We start from the raw sequence: 18,032 nt of genomic DNA on the forward strand, positions 1-18,032 counted from the left end.
AGCGTTCGTCCTGAGCCAGGATCAAACTCTCCAATAAAGTTATTGAAAAGAGCGATAAGCTCATTTTGAATCTGACGAGATTAAAAATCTCATTTTTGATCTTGCAAGCAAGATCGATACTCACTCGTTGTTCAGTTTTCAAAGATCAAACGTATTCAGTCACCGTCACTCATTCGCTTCAGCAACTTTTATATCATATCACTTCCGAACCAACTTTGCAAGCTCTTTTTTCCAAGTTTCTTTTGAAGCTTGTTTTCATATGCTTGCCGCACCGTGTAAACTGTGTTTTCTTGGCCGGATTTAGAATATACCATACATAGAACATTGCTGGCAACTTGTAAAATATCCCATCTCTAAATCGACTTTAGATCAAAACTATATAACATCAGCATGCTTCTATAATGATATTTGAAACTGTCCTCACACACTACATTCTTTTACTTACCTTTACTCGTTTCAGCTACACATGAATTACACCTTATAGAATACTCATCATTTAAATCTATCCAAGGAATCCAGTGATACTAGACCAGCTAATATATTTAAATGGTTGTTCTCAGCTAGCTTGTATTAATCATACAGCCCTTCCAGCTAGCATTAGGGATAAAACTATCTGTGGTAACATTTGATCCGTGTATTCTAGCCACTAAACTAAGATCCCTAATTTCATATGCTATCTTGTTCCATAGGCAAATCTGCCCATCATCACGGTATCGTAATACTGTCCATCCGCATGCCGTCGATCTCGCTTAAGGACACCTTCAATCTCAAAACCGCTTTTCTCATATAATCGTATCGCTTTATCATTCGTTGAAAGTACCTTTAACGTTACCTTTTCGATCCCTTGTTCATCCGCCCAATGTAAGGACGATTTCAGTAACTCTCTTCCTATACCATATCCCCAGAAGGAACGGGCAACACATACCCCAAATTCGACCTGATGCGAAAAACGCTTCAACTCAGATCCAGCACACCTGCAGTACCCGACAATGTCACCTAATGCCACAGCAACCAGAAACAGATTGTTACGTTTTGCGGTATCCATGCGAATCAACTCTTGGAACCCCGAAGCATCAATGTAGGCTTCGCCCGCTTCACGATCCATATTATCCGTCTCACCGTCTAGCTGCACACGAAGTGAGCACAACGTACCCGCATCCTTTTCCACGGCTGAACGAATGGTATATTGCTTTCCTTTGACTAGGTACTCCTGATCATCAATGACCATCTCGCCTCTCTCACACCTTTCACGCTTAACATTAACAACATCATCAACTCTGTTTAGGCTACATTCCACACTCGCCTTGTCTTATTCTCTTCTATATACTGCTCTGTTCGGTGCGCCAACCTCACTCGATCTGACTCAGAATAACGAATCTTCAACTTGCCAGACCGACAACTAATCCACTCAACCAATCTCTGACGGGCTTTTCCCCGTCAACATCTTGAACACCTGACTAAAATACGTCGCATTGCGGAACCCCGTCATCTCACTAACTTCGTACACCATATAATGTCCCGACTGCAAAAGCTCCATTGCCCGCTGGATACGGTATCCGTTCAGGTAGCTGACGAAATTCTCTCCGGTTACCCTTTTGAATAGTTGACTTAAATACTTGGGATGCACAAAAAGACCTTTGGCAATGGCCTCGAAACTGATCTCCTCTGCGTAATGTTCCTCAACGTATTGTTTCACTTGAGCGATAAGTTTGTTGCTTTTCTTCTCGCCCATCTCCTTGCGGATCTGCTCCAGCCATCCCTTAATGACGCCATCCATCCAGTTTATCAGATCATGCAAGGCATATTTCGACTGTATTTCACGCAGGAAGTCACTCATCGTGAGAGGCGGTGTCAGCATCGGCTGTTGCTTTTTCCAGCTATGCATCATCGTATCAAATAAACTAACCGCTACCACCTGGGCATCCTGAATGCTTGCACAGTTTCCCTCTTGTAGCGATTGGAATAATTGAAGCCAGACCTCCTCCGCCTGATTAATCCGCAGATCAACCCACGCCTCGTCCCATTGATGAAGCAACAATGAATAATCTGTCGCGCTTCGCTCCACCTCTTCCGATGTCTCCACATGATAAATGCGGTTCCCACCCTGAAACTCCGCTCGTTCTACCGCTTCCCTGCTCTCCAGATAAGAATCGATGACCTCGCAGGGATGCTCTTTCACCCGACCAATGCCGGCGCTAACTTCAATTTTCAGATACGTAAAGATCTGATCAATCATCCGACCTACGAGAGCCTGCAAGTCCTCAAAATAATCCTTGTCTCCAAGCATAACGAGTACAAATACCTGATCCGAATAATCCACAACCTCCACTTGGCAATTCGCCATCTCAGCAGTCTGTTGCTTCACTGTCTCTTGGATGATATCCGCCGCTCCATAACGTAACAGTTGCCAGTCTCGCTCTCTCATACGTGTCATAAAACCTGGACGATTCAACTGCAAACTGACTGCACGAACCTTATCATAGATTTGAAACCCGATATAATCCATCCGTGCCTCGGGCAATTCGTCCGCTCGATAACGTGTGGTCAGCAATTCATGAAGAAACTGTTTGCGTAAGTAAGGGAGCACTCTTCCCGCTTCTTGTTTATACGTCCGCTCCAGCCGCTCTCGCCGCTCTCGCACGTCTTGTTCCAGCAACACTTCCCGTAGCACTGACTCAATCTCTTCCACCTCCGCTGGCTTTAGCAAAAAGTGATTCACGCCCCAGCGCATAGCCGCTCTGGCGTTTTCGAACTCGTCATATCCACTAAGGATGATAATCGGCAAGTGGGGATAGTCACGCCGCAACTCCTGCGTGACTTCAAGTCCAGTCATGCCCGGCAAGTATACGTCGGTCATGACAAGATCCGGATGCACGCGCTGGAACAGCTCAAGTGCATCCACTCCACTCGCAGCTGTACCAGCAATACTCAGGCCCAGGGAGGGCCAGTTAATATGCTCGGTCAGCGCTTTAATAATATGCGGGTCGTCATCGACAAGCATAATGGTTTTCATCATTTTTCACCGTCCAGCCACAGATTTAATTGCTCTTCGGTCTCAATGCGCGGTAGTGTGATCTCTACCTCGACACCGCCTGAACTTCCATTACGTAGTTGCACGCCATACCTTTGTCCACAATACAACTGAATGCGTTGATGTACATTACGAACACCGATACCTCGTGCATCCTCCATGTTCCAATCCTCCGGCAAACCTTGCCCATTATCCATGATTCGAATGGTGATGTCAGCAACAGACCCTTCCGCCGGGGCAATACATACTTGGATACGCAACGTTCCTTCCAATGGATGCCCATGCATCACGGCATTTTCAATAAAGGGTTGCAAGATGATCTTGGGGATGTGACACCCACGTATACGTGGATCAATGCGTTCCTCATATTGAATCGAGAATGGCAAGCGTTCAGATTGAATGCTGACGTAACAACGGGCATGCTCTAATTCATCCCTTACACGGATAAACAATCTGCCCCCACTCAGCCCGATCCGCAGCAGCTTGCTCAGTTGCACAATCATACGACTGATGTCCTTCGCTTCATAATCAAGCGCACGCCAGTGAATCATATCCAGCGTATTGTATAAGAAATGAGGTTTGATCTGAGCCTCAAGCAAGCTGGTTTGCGCTTCCCGTTTCGCTCGACTCTCTTCTTTGACCTGCTCCATCAGCATCGTAAGCTGTGAAGCCATATGGTTAAAACCATATGCCAGATGAGCGTACTCCTCCGTGAAGGAGAGCTGTACACGAGTGTCGAAGTCTCCTTTTTCGAGTTGCCTCATTCGTTTGATCAACTGTCGCAAAGGGCGGATAATCTGCCGTACAAACAAATACGCGAGCACAGCCGAGCATAGAAGCCCAAGCACAGCGATGCCAAGGATCTGCCACCCTGCTTGGCGAACCGGGGATAACAAGGTGTATACAGGAATGGTCTGCACAAGACGCCACTGAAGCATAGCAGGTCTGGAGTACAGCACCAGTTGTGCCCCTCCCGGTTGACCTGATACTACTTCGAATCCGTCTTCTCCAGGGCGAGCATGCTCCTGAATCCAGGCACTATCTATAATAGAAGATGATGAGTCAGTCCCGTCCACCGTTCCTTGAGCTATGGTCTGCTTTTCTTCGGGACGTGATTGATCTTCTTGATCGGACTGACCTGTACTTCCCCCTGACGGATCAGCCTTCCCCATCTGCATCACCACATTGCCGGCGGTATCCACCAGTAGCACTTTGCCATCAAGCACCATTGGAACATCGGCAAACCTGCGTACGATATCTGCTCTGCTTAGACGAATGAGCACATAAGCGACCGTCCCGCCTCGACTATCATAGATCCGCTGTGCATATCCAACCAAGGATTGTCCCGATTCATTCTCACGTAACGGAACCCAGGCTGCGTCCGCCTTCTCCAGTGCGGCAAACCATGAATCATTCGATATAGCATCTACAGGGAAAATACGGTCAGCCATGGTAACTGTCACTTCATTAAAAGCATCCGTATACAGCTCAATCGAGGTAATCCCATCACTCACCACCATGGTATGATCCAGAATTTTTGAAACCTCTCTCCGCTGATGAATTTGTGCCAACCTGCCCGTATTGGATGTATCCAGCAAGTTAGACAACTCCCTGTTGCTTGCGAGCCCATAGGACGTGCCCGTTACCCCAGTAATAAAATCAAAGCCTCGCCTGGTGCTCTCATTCAAAAGAGCAAGACGTGCTTTGCTGATTTCGGTAAATGTGACCGCAGAGAAGGATTGATAAGCCAGCCATACAATAATGGAGACAAGCAGTAAATTAAACGCAATAAAGCAAGTCACCATCAATGTGGAGAGCTTGCTTTGTTGCAACTTTTGAAGAATGTAGGCAGACCATCTTGTTTTTCGCACTCGGAATCAACTCGTTTCGTCTTGGAATTACCCTTTGAGCCCAGAGGTCGCGATTCCTTCCACGAAGTACTTCTGACACACGATAAATACGATAAAACATGGCACAAGGGATAACACAGACATGGCAAACATCGGACCCCAATCGGACTGTGAGCTCGAATCCAGGAACAGGCGTAGTCCCAGCGGAACGGTGTACTTGCTCACATCGCTCAGGTAGATCAATTGACTGAAGAAATCATCCCACGTCCACAAAAACGTAAAGATCATCGTCGTTACCAGTGCCGGAAAAGCGAGCGGGATAATGATTTTGGTATAGATTCTTACCGGGCCACAACCGTCGATCGTCGCTGCTTCATCCAGTTCTCGCGGTAATCCCCGGAAAAACTGTACCATAAGGAAGATGAAAAACGCGTCAGTTGCCAACCATTTTGGTACAACAAGTGGCAAGTACGTATTCACCCACTCCAACTGATTAAAGAGAATATACTGCGGGATTAGCGTAACGTGGTGCGGTAGCATAATCGTCATCAGCATTAGCCCGAAGCAGATTGCTTTGAAGCGGAAGTTTAGCCGGGCGAAGGCATAGGCCGCCATCGAACAGGAGATCACATTGCCCAGCACGGCTCCAAGCGACAGAACGATGGAGTTGGTCAGAAATTTGGAAAAGGCATTCCCCTGAGCGCCGGACCAGCCCGTCATGTAATTTTGCCAATTCCATTCCTTTGGCCAGAACCAAGTTTCTGTAAAAATCATGTGCCCCGGCTTGAACGAGCTGCCCAGCATCCACAGAACAGGATAGAGCATCACAAGGGCAATACCTGAAATCAGTACATGTTTGGTGACAATCCATGCTACGGAGTTACGTTGTCCAATCATGATTTTCCACCATCCTCATAGTGTACCCACAACTTGCTGCTGCGGAATACGAGCAATGTAAATACGCCGATCAGGATTACCAGCACCCACGCCATGGCAGAAGCATAACCCATCTGAAAGAAGGAGAACCCTTTTTTGTACAGATAGAGAGAGTACATCAATGTGGAATTTACAGGACCCCCGCTGCCGTTACTGATAATGAAGGCCTGTGTGAACGATTGAAAGGACGTAATCAGCTGCATAACTAAGTTAAAGAAGATGACAGGTGACAGGATCGGCAACGTGATATAGAAAAATCTCCGCATCGGACCCGCACCGTCTACCGCAGACGCTTCATCATACTCCGGTGGAATCTGTTTGAGTCCTGCCAGGAAGATGATCATGGATGAACCGAACTGCCATACAGACAACAGAACAATGGAATACAGTGCGTACTTCGGATTAGCCACCCAGTCAGGTGCTTTAATGCCTACCATCGCCAGTACGCTGTTGAGCAATCCGTCACCGCCCAGCATTTTGCGCCACAACATTGCGATAGCTACGCTGCCTCCCAGCAATGTAGGGATGTAATACACGGTGCGGTATATGCCAAGTCCGCGAATGCCTTTGTTGAGCAGCATCGCGACAAATAAGGCAAAAATCAGTTTGAGTGGGACGGAGACAGCAACGTAAGTAAATGTCACCTGAAGTGACTTGGTGAACAGCTTGTCAGACGTAAACATGGTGACGTAGTTATTCAGACCGACCCAGTTTGGAGCGGCAAGAATACTATAATCGGTAAAGGAAATGTATAACGAAGCAAGCATGGGACCCAGGGTCAGAAATACTAATCCGACAAGCCAAGGAGCGAGAAAGAGCAGAGCGGCTCCATTATGGGCGTATCGACGTTTCATGCGCCGGGCGGCTACTTTCTCGATTCTGGCTTGACTGACCTGTGATGTCGTCATTTTCGCAACCTCCCCGCAGGATTTGAATTCATCGGAACGGTTTCCGCCAGGTGTATTTGTAGATATATCTTGTAGACATATCTACAAATACAGATACAGGTAAAACTCGTCTATAGCTACAAGTTCTATTCTCTTTACTGGCTTGATCCAAGCGTTGCTTTGGCGCCCTCAATAAACTGGGCAATGATGTCTGTCATACTACCTTGACCAAAAGCGATCTGTTCGCTTGCACTTTTGAAACTCGTGTCCACTTCAGCAAAACCTTGCGGGTATGGCGGGCTAATTTCACTGGAATGTTTGGATACCGTATCAATGAATTGGAAAATGACTTTCTCTGCATCTGACAGCTTCGGCTGCATCTGCTCACGGATACTCGCATTGACTGGCACACCGCGCTCTGATCCAAGAATCGCTGTCGCTTCAGGGTCATTCACCATAAAGTCAATGAACATAGCTACTTCTTTTGGATGTTTGGATTTGGCATAACCGGACAGGAACTGGCCTGGCTTCAGATACTCACCGATCCGTTGTTCGTTCACACCATGTGGCAACACTTGAATGCCAAGCTTATGATCCTGGTTTTTGTTCACTTGTTGGAACGTAAGCAGTTGGTTGGACCACGCAAAGTCCATAGCCGCTGTACCCAAAGAAATCGGTCTGGTTTCGAGTGCATTGGTTGTGGAAGCAGCGACTTCAGCGGATGTAGCTCCTCTGTTCTCACGCAATGCAGCCCACATCTCAAACCACTCTTTCAATTGGTCACTTGTTGCTGTCATGGTGCCATCCTCAAACAACCCTTTACCGGACTGGCGTACAAATACCTCAAACATATTCGTAGCACCGGAAATGTCAGCCGAACCGTAGAATCCGTCTCCCTTCGCTGCAGCAATCTTGGCTGCTATCGCTGAGAAGTCGTCCCATGTCCAGCTTTCCTTCGGCTCTTCAATGCCCAGTTGCTGGAATAATGTTGCGTCATAAATGACACCTGGCGCATTCACCCCAAGGGTGATGGCATATAGTTTATCGTCGATCGATCCGGCTGTAATCATGCTCTTGTCGTGGTCTTTGATTCGCAGCTCTTTATCTGCATATGGCGTCAGGTCAAGCAAAGCACCGCGCCGTGCAAAGTCCGTCAGAAACGCGTAGTCCATCTGGATGATATCCGGAGCGTTCGAACCGGCAACCTGAGTCGTAAGTTTGTCAAAATATCCATCCCAGCCCGAATATTCAGCTTTAATTGTAATGCCTGGATGTTTCTCTTCAAACAGTTTGATCACTTTGGTTGTCAGATCATGTCTGGTCTGTGACCCCCACCAGGTCATGCGCAGTTCAATTTTGTCAGAAGTACCGCCTTGGCCTGAATCACCGGAAGATGCCGGTGTGCTTGAGGTTCCTCCAGAACAGGCTGTAGCGAATAATAACAGGGACAGGCAGAACAGGGTTACCCACTTTTTGGTGATGATCATGAATGAATTTCCTCCCCTTTTTGCTTATATGAAATCGCTTACAAAACTATTGTAATCGCCTGTCTCTGTACATGACATAAACAAAAGTAAGCTATCCTGTCAAAAAAGTAAGGGGTTCACAGGAAAGAAAAACCACCGGAAACCACATTCCCGGTGGCGCTTATCTCTTCATGATGAACAAACCTAAAAAATGAAGCAGGTGGGAAGCTGATACAACCTCGTTCTATCCGGAATGTACAGTAGACGCTGTAGACTTCGCCGTGCGCTCCGATAAATGTTTCTCCATTTTGGCTACCTCTGTTCCAGCCAGCATCATGATCCCAATGCCATGGTTGTCATTGGTAACCGTCCGCAAATCTTGATCGTAGTATTCAGCTGTGAATGCATATCTTGATCCGCTACATACGCCGTGAACGTTCCCTTGACGGTCAATGGCGTTGCTCACCAGTCCCTTCCAAGCCCGCTGAGCTGCCGTAACGTATGCCGAAGGATCTTTAAACCAGCCGAAACGCACACCACGTGCGAAACCATACGCAAACATAGCTGTACAGGAGGCTTCCAGATACGTTTCCGAATGATTCAATACTTGATGCCAGAGCCCGCTCTCACTTTGCAGTGCTGCATAACCCTCGCATAGCTCGTTGAAAAACTCGATTAAAGCGGGACGCTCCGCGTGGTCTTCAGGCAATGCCTCCAGTACTTCTGTCAGGGAGAAAAGAGTCCACCCGTTACCACGCCCCCAAGGAATCTGAGTCGCCTGTTTATATTTGAAATCATATACATGAGACATGATCTTGTATTCAGGCATAAACAAATATTTGCGATACAACGAAAACTGTTTGGCCGCTTCATCGAGTGCTTCGGATTTCCCTGTCACACGAGCATACCGCACAAGGAACGGTGTACTCATGTAAAGGTCATCTGCCCACATCGTATTCTCGGCATATTCCCCAGCACATGTTCGATAGAACGCCCCATCCGTTTGACGCTCCAAACGGTTAAGCATAAAGTCCGCGATTCGTTCAGCAATGGGAAGGAAGGTTGGTTCCTTACATTCCGTATATGATTCCAGCATCGCTGAGCCGAAGGAACCACAGTTATCCAACATCTTCAACATAATTAACTGCTGATTAATAGAAGGAAAACCATACTGCTCACGATCCCATAGAGAATACTCATACATCTGAGTGCATGACTGTACATGTTCTGCGGCATAACGGGTAATATCTGTTCTTTGCATATATCGTCCTGCCTGGAGCAGGCCATAGACGGTAACACCCAGCGGGTAATCCCAACGTCCATAGTTGGTTACACTACCCACGGTCCATTTATTGCTCAGCATCGCATTTTCATAATAAGGTCGGATGAACGTATCCGGCCGATCCAAACGCCAGTACGTCCGCCCTGCTTGCGAAACGCCGCTCGTTCCTGTGCCTTGTTGTCCTGCATTAGTCCGGTACACACGATCCAAACGCATCAAATCTGCAAGTTCTGGCTCGGCTCCAGATTCAAATGGACCTGCATAGAACCAACATTCTTCCAATGCTCCCTGCACTCGTTGCGGAAGCTCCAACTGAAGAGACTCTTTACCGACAGAAGCTTTCAGGTCAAATCCCCATGAGCCAGCACCAGCTTGACATTCACTTCGTACCAGAAGATCATTTCGGCCAAATGTGGCTTCAACCTCCACTTCGAACGATCCTGCGTTTTTTATTGTTGCAACTGACTTGTCCCCGAGCCAGATCTGTATTGGACCAGAGGATTGTCCAGATAATCGAACCGGACGTCCAGAGGTATCACGATTGTTCAGATTCGTCCATGCATAAGCGTGTCTGCCTGGAAGCAGTCCATAGATTCGTTCCAAAGCCGATTTATTCTGTTCGGAAGCAGACCACTGGGTCTCTGGCAACCATTTTAGATTACTCTCTCCTTGACTCGCGAGCAGGTTTGGCTGGGCTTGTGCAGATGTAACAGGTTCAGAGAAGACCCATCCCGCTTGCCCCGAACGCTCTTGAAAAGGAGCAAGTACATTCAAAATACGTACTTTGCCTTCATCGGAACCGAACTGGCATCCGAATCCGGCAGGGGTGTTTTTCATCTCCAGCCACACGGTATTCCAGCCGGGCTCGATGTCGATTCCAAGCTTCACCGTGGCATCTGGCGTTATCTCATCAATGACCGTAGAACGGTAGATCAACTCGTTGTTAAAATAAAAACGTACCGGTCCATAGCAACGTACCAGCACATCGAGATTACGGTTCTCATCCCCCCATACCAGCGCTGCGGCGTAGGAGATATGATCTTTCGGCGCGTCTGGAAAGCGTTTACCAAGATTCAGATCATAGAGCCCTTTATCATTTTGCAAAATGCCGGATTGCTGAAACGCACGGTACACAAAATCGGCCTGTGCATTGGCACCAATATATCTCTCGGCAAGCACCTTCAATACCTGCTCCTGATCTTCTCCGAATCGATAATACATGCTCTGCGGTTCACTGAAATACGTTGTCATTGAATGCCACATTCCTCTCATGTTGAAGTACTTCTCAATCTTATAAAAGCCCATGCTTGTTTACAGGACGTTGTTCACTTATTTTCATGATATAGATATAGCGCTTAACCTCAATGAGGATACCCCTTTATGAGCAAGCGACAGCATTTCTTTTACCATTCGTATCGATTAATAATCCTAGTATAACTGACACAGCTCATGGTGGCTATAGATTTTTGTTTACGCTTACACTGTATTCGCAAATCCTCGCTTCGCTTACCAAAACCAAGAAATATATGGTACCTGTGACAATCATGGTTAAAAGAAATTCGAGACGCAACCGATATATACTAGGTAGTTTAATAACAACCCATACTAATTTGGAAAGGACAGATTTATATTGAATACGCTTGAATCTCTGGTCAATACGATGCCTTTTGTACGTCAAATGTTCCGTGACGATATCTCCATATCGATCAATGATCATGAAAAGGTATTATATTTCTCCGAAGCCCAAAGTCTAGATATTGGTGTAAAAGCCGGCGACGAACTACATGATGACTACAAGCATTTCAAAATGCTGAGCAATAAGGACTCCCGCACCGTTGTGCGCATGCCTGGTGATCTTCAGGGAAGGCCGTTCGATTCCATCCTCATCCCTGTAAAAGAAAACGGACAAGTAGTCGGCATACTGGGGGTCAACTACGCACTTGATAATCACCTTACACTGGAAAAGCTGATTAGCGAAAGCGAAACAACAATCAACTCCCTTGTTGGTGGCATTCAGCAAATTGCAGCTCATTCGGAACAGCTGTCAACAACCTCGGAGGAAATTTTGCGAAATTCTCAAAAGGCATCCGAAAATTCGATTAACGTCACAAAAGTCACTAACGTGATTCGTGAAGTCTCCGAGCAAACCAATCTGCTTGGATTAAACGCAATGATTGAGGCCGCTCGTGTCGGTGAGCAAGGCGCCGGATTCGGCATCGTAGCTAGTGAAGTCCGTAAACTCTCCGATCATACGAAACAAGCTGCGTCGGATATAGAGACCTCTCTGGGCAGTGTGCAGCATTCCATGAAATATATGGAGCAAGAGATTGGCCAGATTACGACAGCAACTGGAGATCAAGCCAAGCTTGTGACTGAATTTATGCAAAGTATTGAACAACTGAGTGAGACCAGTGCAAATCTAAAAAAGTTTGTACAGCAGATGCTGGCGCTTGAATAAACATTTATTGATCAACAATGAATCTTAGAAAAATTTAATTTAAGCAGCACGATTTACATAAGAAATGAGTTTTTCATAACACACCAAGAGCCTCCACAGTCATTCCCTGTTCGGGATATGAGCGGAGGCTTTCTATCTACATGATCGAATATAGCATTCAGGCGTACACGAGAAAGAGAATGTACGTGCAAAAGCATAAACTCGGAATATCCTTATATCTCTACCGCAACACCGAAATGATCGGATACGACAGGTCCCTTTTTACCATTTAACACAACGTTGGAGATCTGCGCCTGAACAGGACGATTCGAGAAAATATAATCAATTCTTAGCGGTTGTTCATTGTTCGCCCAACCGGCAATCGCTTTAACCACAGTAGCCCCGTCGTCTTTTTGTTCGGCTGTCGTATACAGATCATTCCAGCCATGTTCCATCATGTAATCGTAGCCTTGTCCACGAATCTCCGCGACATTGTTGAAGTCCCCCATCAGATACAACGGTTGATGCATATAAGGTGCAAGCACACGCTCGGTCAAATCCCATTGCCCCTTAAAAGGTTCCTGTGCATCATCCCACCAGTTATAATGTCCGTTCACAAACCATGTGGATGTGGACTCACCTTCCAGGGTAGTCTCAATCCCGACGATTTTGCGTGTTCGATAGTTGTTATAATCCCGCATGTGGGACACGTATTCGCCGAATGAACGAGTAATGGGTGTCCGGCTTAGAATCGCCAGCCCCTCATCGTATGTACGAAACCCGATATGTGTTGGAATCCAGGTCCAGTAATACGTCTCGGTTAGTTGCTGTAGCAGGACATGAGCGTAGTTATCCTTTTTGATCGTCACATCCGCTTCGGTTGCTGTATACGTCTGCAATTCCTCTTGGGTCAGAGCCGTTTCTTGAATCGGCTGGTTCACTTCTTGCATCGATATGATATCAAATTGATGTGTATTGATAAAATCAGCCAGCTGACTGATCTTGGTTCGTTGGTTTTCTTCCGCCCAAGCATGGACATTTAATGTAAGGATTTTCATCTCTATGCTCGCTCCTGTTGTTGAATATAGTCTTTATATGGCTGCCGCGCAGCCAGTACCGCTCCTGAAATGAATACATACGTTATAAGATAAGCATACACAATATGGAGTATTCGTGCAGTAGATTCCGATGACGTCTGCACGAGCATCTCCAGAACTGATATGATAGAAGCATTGAAACTCTAGACCTTGACGTCGAAGACGTCATCATTAGTTAACCATGTATACCCCAGGAGATGGAATGATGAACAAACCTAAGGATCAGATCATGGATGACACGCAGTGGCAAGCACTGATTCGTGAAGTTGCAGATCTTTTTAACAACCTGACGATCATGCGTGGATTCCAATATTATAAACAGAAACGTGTTATATCTATAAATTTCAACGATGCTCAGGCTATTACCGCCGAGGTACAAGGATCAGAATCTTACGAGGTTGTGCTCCGTATGCAGGACTTGTCCACCAGTTATTGTACCTGCCCGGTTAACTCTCCATGCAAACATATGGCTGCTGTATTGATGAGTTATGCTGAACAGCAAGGACGCCCCGTTCCTGCACTGGTCAATGCACATGCAAGTACTGCCTTGAAACAAACCAGCAAACCGGCAGGTTCGACATCTGCGAGAGCTTATAGCTTCAGCGATGTTACGGAACAAGAGGAGGCTGTCCAAGACAATATCTCCTCGGATGGACCCCAGTATAGCACAATTAAGGAGCGGGCAACCGAACTCGCTGGAATGGACATTGTTGAATGGCATGAACTATTTCGAGCGACCCTTAAGCGACTCGGGACAGGAACGGCAACGACGGGCTACATTCAGGAAGCTGCAGATGAACTATACGCGATCAAACCCAAGATGTCAGTGGCGATGGATCAGCTGTTTGAGCTGCATGTTCAGCTTTACCTCATGCGATACTGTATACCACCCGCGCGCAACTCGATTACGCATACTCCTGTGTATTTAAGTTACCCTGCGCAGCTGGCGGTAGACGCTCTCCAAAAAGGAATTGAGGCCCTTCTGCTCCAGTCGCTGAACTTGTCCGGATTGAAGGACACGGCACTTGAACAAGTCTGGGCAAGGCTCGAAGAAACTTCGGCTTATTTGCGGACAGAGATGTTGCCGGAGACAGCTAATATGATGTTCTTCTCACCCGTTTACTCCAAGCTGTGGCTGAACTGGATTGTGCCCTGGCTTCAAGGTAAACAGGCGATGTTGGAGTCAGAACTTCATCTACTGAACGAAGCAGAAGCAAAGATCATTTCGCCAGAAGGAGCTGTCCCCGGCGGAGAGAAGAACGTCAGAAAAGGATCTTTACCCTTACCGCTTGTTCTGGCACAGAGCTGGATGTACTACCATCTGGAACAGGATTCATCAGCTTGGCAGAAACTTGTCCATGGCAGCTCAGCCTATGGCATTCCGCCGGAACATCTGTTGTACTTTCTCCATACACTGACCGATGCAGCTGAATGGACACGTCTGTCCGAATGGCTGGTACAGCTCGGGTCCCTGCTGGCGGGTCGCCGCAATGCTCCTTTACAGGACTATATGCGATTGTGGGATACTGCAATCCAGCATGTCCCGGATGCAGAGCACCGGATGTGGGACACGCTGGTCAGCATGCTTCCCCACTCCAGGCCTGCTTATGAGGATGCCATGCATTCTCGGGGGCAGTGGCGCAGGTGGATTGATTTTCAGCTGAGCACAGGCACTGAACCTCTCGAATTCCGAGTAGCTGTATTGCAACCTATTGAGAAGGATGCCCCTGAATTGCTGTTGCCGTTCTATCACCAGGCGGTGGAGCGTTATATCGCACACAAGAACAGGGATGGTTATAAAGCCGCAGTAAAGCTGCTGAAACGACTATCCAAAATATATAAAAAAATGAAGCGAGAAGAGCCGTGGGAGCAGTTTATTACTGCACTGGCTGTTCGTAACAGCCGATTGCGCGCTCTGCAGGAGGAACTTCGGAAAGGTAAACTGATACCATGAGTCTAATTCACCCATACACGGAAACGATTGAGGTACACGTGGCGTTGACCGGCTATGGCGATGCGCTATTTTACGGTGCGCTGAATACACATCACTTTGTGTCAGGCCAGTCGTTGAAGCAGCGTCTATTCGCATGGCATGCTCCTTCCTTTTACGGCACGGAGCTTGAAATCCGGCAGATTGAAGAGATTGAGCTTGTGGTGTTGCCTGCGGAAGAGGTTCTCCCATTCTTTGCAGAGATGAAGACTCTGATTCATATTGAGTGGAAGTGGGATGAACAGGCTGAGTACCTGATCCGACTAGCCCCTATACTGTCCTCGTCTATTGATCATCGCAAGCATGTACCCAGCTTTGAGGCTTATCGTGCCGGACAACTGCAATGGACGTGGGACTCGGATAGTCTGAAAAAGCAGGATCTGGCTGCACTTCACCAAGCCATGCAGCAGACGGATGAAAGTTTCGCTGAAGGACTTGGCGCAGCTTACTCTGCCGCTGTGTTCCAGCGCTGGTATAGCTCCGAAGAAGCAGCCACCGACCTGCGGCGGGAGTTCCCGCAGCTCTTCCCCGAGCGCGGAGTGCTTCCGCGAACAGGCGGCCTTGATGCTCGGTCGTGGCTGGTGTCCATCGGCTGGAAAGCCGATGCCGCACCCTTCCGCCCGATGCTGCAATTGCAGGAGCCGGACGAGGACGACTTCTCCTGGCGACTGCGTTTGGTATTGCAGAACAAGCTGGACGCTGCCGTTCTCGTGCCGGTCTTGCTGGATTCACGCGGACGACTGGAGGGCGAATGGCCCGAAGCTTGGACGCCATTTGTTCTGGATCGCTCGGCTGGCTGGCTGGATCAGCTGCGTGCGCAACTGCCGCGTCTTGGCAGTTCGATCAGCGGCAGACGAGATATTCTGAGCGACCCGCTGGATGATCAGCAAGCCTGGCAGTTTCTGACCCAGGAGAGCGGTCGCTTGCTAGCCGCGGGATGGCAAGTTCTATTGCCGGGCTGGTGGGAAGCCGCCCGGAAGAAAAAACCGAAGCTGCGAGCCAAGGTAAAACCGGAGGAAGGCAGCGAGCGGGGCCAATCGTTCTTTGGATTGGACTCCATCATTCATTTTGACTGGCGCATCGCCATTGGGGATAGTGATCTTAGTGAAGAAGAATTTGCAGATCTCGTCGCCCGTAATGAACGACTCGTCCGATTCCGCGGCGAATGGGTTCCGCTCGACCCCGATCTGCTGGAGCAAATTCGCAGAGCGATGGGTGGTGTAGATCGGGAGCAAGGACTCTCTTTCCAGGATATTCTGCATCTGCATCTACTTCACAATGAGCAGCGGGAATACGCCAAGCAGAAATGGAAGGAAGGTCAACAGGCCGAGGGCGAACAGGAGCCAGAGCCATCTCAGACCAGCGAGAGTATCCGGCTTGAGGTGGAGTTAAATGATCATCTGAACCGGGTCATCGCTCAGCTCGGAGGCGGACAAGGCGGAGCCCCTTCCCTGCCCGTTCCGGAGGGACTTCACGCAGAGCTACGTTCCTACCAGAAGGAAGGTTTTGCTTGGCTTGGTTTTCTGCGCAGATTCGGCTTAGGCGCTTGTCTTGCTGATGATATGGGTCTTGGGAAAACGATTCAGTTCATTACGTATTTGTTGCACATTAAAGATCATGAGCCAAGACTACCTGGACAAGCACCTGCCCTTCTGATTTGTCCAACATCCGTACTCGGGAACTGGCAGAAGGAAATCAGCCGTTTTGCTCCTTCCATCCGTGTCAGTCTGCATTACGGGGCACGCCGGTTAAACGGAGAAGAATTCCGGGAGCAAGCCGAACAGTCGGATATTATCATTACTTCCTACGCCACGGCGACGCTGGATCAGGAACTGCTGGAAACCTACACGTGGTCTGCTATCTGCCTCGATGAAGCACAGAATATCAAGAATGCCCAGACGAAACAGTCCGTAGCTGTACGCAGCTTCCCGGCGAAACATCGCATTGCGCTTACAGGTACGCCGATCGAGAATCGGTTATCCGAACTGTGGTCGATCTATGATTTCATTAATCCGGGTTATCTGGGCAGTGCCCGGGCATTTCAAACCCGCTTCATCAGTGCGATTGAAAAGGATAAGGATGAGCAGCGCATGCAGGATCTGCAACAACTGGTGAAACCTTTTATGCTTCGCCGTAAGAAAAAAGATCCGAATATCCAGCTCGATCTGCCGGACAAAAATGAGATGAAAACGTATATTCACCTTACAGGTGAACAGAGTGCATTATATGACCAATCGGTGCAAGCCCTGATGGATAAAATGAAAGAGCTGGAGGGCATCAAGCGCAAAGGCGCGATTCTCTCCGCGTTAACCCAATTGAAGCAATTGTGTGACCATCCGCTGTTGCTCACCAAGGAAACGTTGCCTGAAGAACTGCCTGCGGATGATCCGGCAACATCAACCTATGACGTGTACAGTCCGCAGGACATGGCGATGCTGATCAGCCGCTCGGCCAAGCTGGAACGGCTGATGGAGCTTGTCCGCGAGCTGCGTGACGAGGGCGAACGCTGCCTGATTTTCACACAATATATCGGCATGGGGCAGATGTTACAGCAAGTGCTGCGGCAGGAGCTGCAAGAACCTGTACTCTACCTGCATGGCGGCACGTCGAAGACTGCGCGGGATCGCATGATTGAGGAATTTCAATCTCGTACACTGCCTGCGGACAAGCAGCCTTCGGTCTTCATTCTGTCCATCAAGGCTGGTGGTGTTGGGCTGAATCTGACGGCGGCCAATCATGTCTTCCACTTTGACCGCTGGTGGAACCCCGCAGTGGAGAACCAGGCAACAGACCGGGCCTATCGCATGGGACAAACCAAGGACGTACAGGTGCACAAATTCATCTCCCTCGGTACACTGGAGGAACGCATCGACGAGATGCTGGAGAGCAAGCAACAACTTAGTGACAACATCATCACCAGCTCCGAGAACTGGATTACCGAACTATCGACCGATGAACTGAAGGATTTGTTCACGCGTCGCCGGGACTGGTCTGGTTAAGCTGGCTGAGTAAAATAAAAAAAGAGCGAAGCTTTGGAATGTGGATTCCGGCTTCGC

General features: G+C 48.3%; 11 protein-coding genes. 3 read left to right on the plus strand and 8 right to left on the minus strand.

What is annotated here, in order from left to right; all coding sequences use genetic code 11:
• Nucleotides 1-673: 673 nt before the first annotated feature.
• From J2T16_RS24140 to J2T16_RS24170, 7 genes are all read right to left on the minus strand, one after another.
• Nucleotides 674-1,228, minus strand: a complete 555-nt coding sequence (locus J2T16_RS24140; protein WP_336121336.1) for a GNAT family N-acetyltransferase — start codon at nt 1,226-1,228, stop codon at nt 674-676.
• Between the two features lie 180 nt (nt 1,229-1,408).
• Nucleotides 1,409-3,013 carry a response regulator gene (locus tag J2T16_RS24145; RefSeq protein WP_499019409.1) on the minus strand — a complete coding sequence of 535 codons (1,605 nt, stop codon included), beginning with the start codon at nt 3,011-3,013 and terminating at the stop codon, nt 1,409-1,411.
• Nucleotides 3,013-4,902 carry a sensor histidine kinase gene (locus J2T16_RS24150; protein ID WP_499019410.1) on the minus strand — a complete coding sequence of 630 codons (1,890 nt, stop codon included), beginning with the start codon at nt 4,900-4,902 and terminating at the stop codon, nt 3,013-3,015. The genes J2T16_RS24145 and J2T16_RS24150 overlap by 1 nt, the downstream gene beginning before the upstream one ends.
• A 27-nt stretch (nt 4,903-4,929) precedes the next feature.
• Nucleotides 4,930-5,778, minus strand: a complete 849-nt coding sequence (locus tag J2T16_RS24155) for a carbohydrate ABC transporter permease (RefSeq protein WP_090924199.1) — start codon at nt 5,776-5,778, stop codon at nt 4,930-4,932.
• Entirely contained in the window at nt 5,775-6,725 is a 951-nt protein-coding gene (locus J2T16_RS24160) for a carbohydrate ABC transporter permease (RefSeq protein WP_397351819.1), read from the minus strand. Before J2T16_RS24160 ends, J2T16_RS24155 begins: the two co-directional genes overlap by 4 nt.
• A 134-nt stretch (nt 6,726-6,859) precedes the next feature.
• Nucleotides 6,860-8,191 (minus strand): ABC transporter substrate-binding protein, encoded by a 1,332-nt coding sequence (locus tag J2T16_RS24165; RefSeq protein WP_154891485.1) that lies wholly within the window; start codon nt 8,189-8,191, stop codon nt 6,860-6,862.
• Nucleotides 8,192-8,414: 223 nt separating this feature from the next.
• On the minus strand, nt 8,415-10,724 hold the full coding sequence (locus J2T16_RS24170; protein WP_260511048.1) for a glycoside hydrolase family 88/105 protein: 2,310 nt from the start codon (nt 10,722-10,724) through the stop codon (nt 8,415-8,417).
• 358 nt (nt 10,725-11,082) lie between these two features.
• Here J2T16_RS24170 and J2T16_RS24175 point away from each other — a divergent pair, with 358 nt between their 5' ends.
• The gene (locus tag J2T16_RS24175) at nt 11,083-11,910 is read left to right on the plus strand and encodes a methyl-accepting chemotaxis protein (protein WP_221790179.1); all 828 of its coding nucleotides are present in this window, start codon (nt 11,083-11,085) and stop codon (nt 11,908-11,910) included.
• A gap of 212 nt (nt 11,911-12,122) precedes the next feature.
• Here the strand turns inward: J2T16_RS24175 and J2T16_RS24180 are convergent, their stop codons facing one another.
• Nucleotides 12,123-12,947: an endonuclease/exonuclease/phosphatase family protein gene (locus tag J2T16_RS24180; RefSeq protein WP_221790178.1), complete on the minus strand. Its 825-nt coding sequence runs from the start codon at nt 12,945-12,947 to the stop codon at nt 12,123-12,125.
• 244 nt (nt 12,948-13,191) lie between these two features.
• Between J2T16_RS24180 and J2T16_RS24185 the strand changes: the two genes are divergently transcribed.
• Nucleotides 13,192-14,940 (plus strand): SWIM zinc finger family protein, encoded by a 1,749-nt coding sequence (locus J2T16_RS24185; protein ID WP_336121341.1) that lies wholly within the window; start codon nt 13,192-13,194, stop codon nt 14,938-14,940.
• Nucleotides 14,937-17,975 (plus strand): DEAD/DEAH box helicase, encoded by a 3,039-nt coding sequence (locus tag J2T16_RS24190; protein WP_434349234.1) that lies wholly within the window; start codon nt 14,937-14,939, stop codon nt 17,973-17,975. Before J2T16_RS24185 ends, J2T16_RS24190 begins: the two co-directional genes overlap by 4 nt.
• Nucleotides 17,976-18,032 lie beyond the last annotated feature (57 nt).

Source organism: Paenibacillus intestini (assembly GCF_030803945.1).
Lineage (GTDB): Bacteria > Bacillota > Bacilli > Paenibacillales > Paenibacillaceae > Paenibacillus > Paenibacillus polysaccharolyticus.

Bases quoted from the DNA above. Each gene is read 5' to 3' on its own strand.
- J2T16_RS24140 (WP_336121336.1), bottom strand. From the start codon at position 1,228: ATGGTCATTGATGATCAGGAGTACCTAGTCAAAGGAAAGCAATATACC.
- J2T16_RS24145 (WP_499019409.1), bottom strand. From the start codon at position 3,013: ATGAAAACCATTATGCTTGTCGATGACGACCCGCATATTATTAAAGCG.
- J2T16_RS24155 (WP_090924199.1), bottom strand. From the start codon at position 5,778: ATGATTGGACAACGTAACTCCGTAGCATGGATTGTCACCAAACATGTA.
- J2T16_RS24160 (WP_397351819.1), bottom strand. From the start codon at position 6,725: ATGACGACATCACAGGTCAGTCAAGCCAGAATCGAGAAAGTAGCCGCC.
- J2T16_RS24165 (WP_154891485.1), bottom strand. From the start codon at position 8,191: ATGATCATCACCAAAAAGTGGGTAACCCTGTTCTGCCTGTCCCTGTTA.
- J2T16_RS24170 (WP_260511048.1), bottom strand. From the start codon at position 10,724: ATGAGAGGAATGTGGCATTCAATGACAACGTATTTCAGTGAACCGCAG.
- J2T16_RS24180 (WP_221790178.1), bottom strand. From the start codon at position 12,947: ATGAAAATCCTTACATTAAATGTCCATGCTTGGGCGGAAGAAAACCAA.
- J2T16_RS24185 (WP_336121341.1), top strand. From the start codon at position 13,192: ATGAACAAACCTAAGGATCAGATCATGGATGACACGCAGTGGCAAGCA.
- J2T16_RS24190 (WP_434349234.1), top strand. From the start codon at position 14,937: ATGAGTCTAATTCACCCATACACGGAAACGATTGAGGTACACGTGGCG.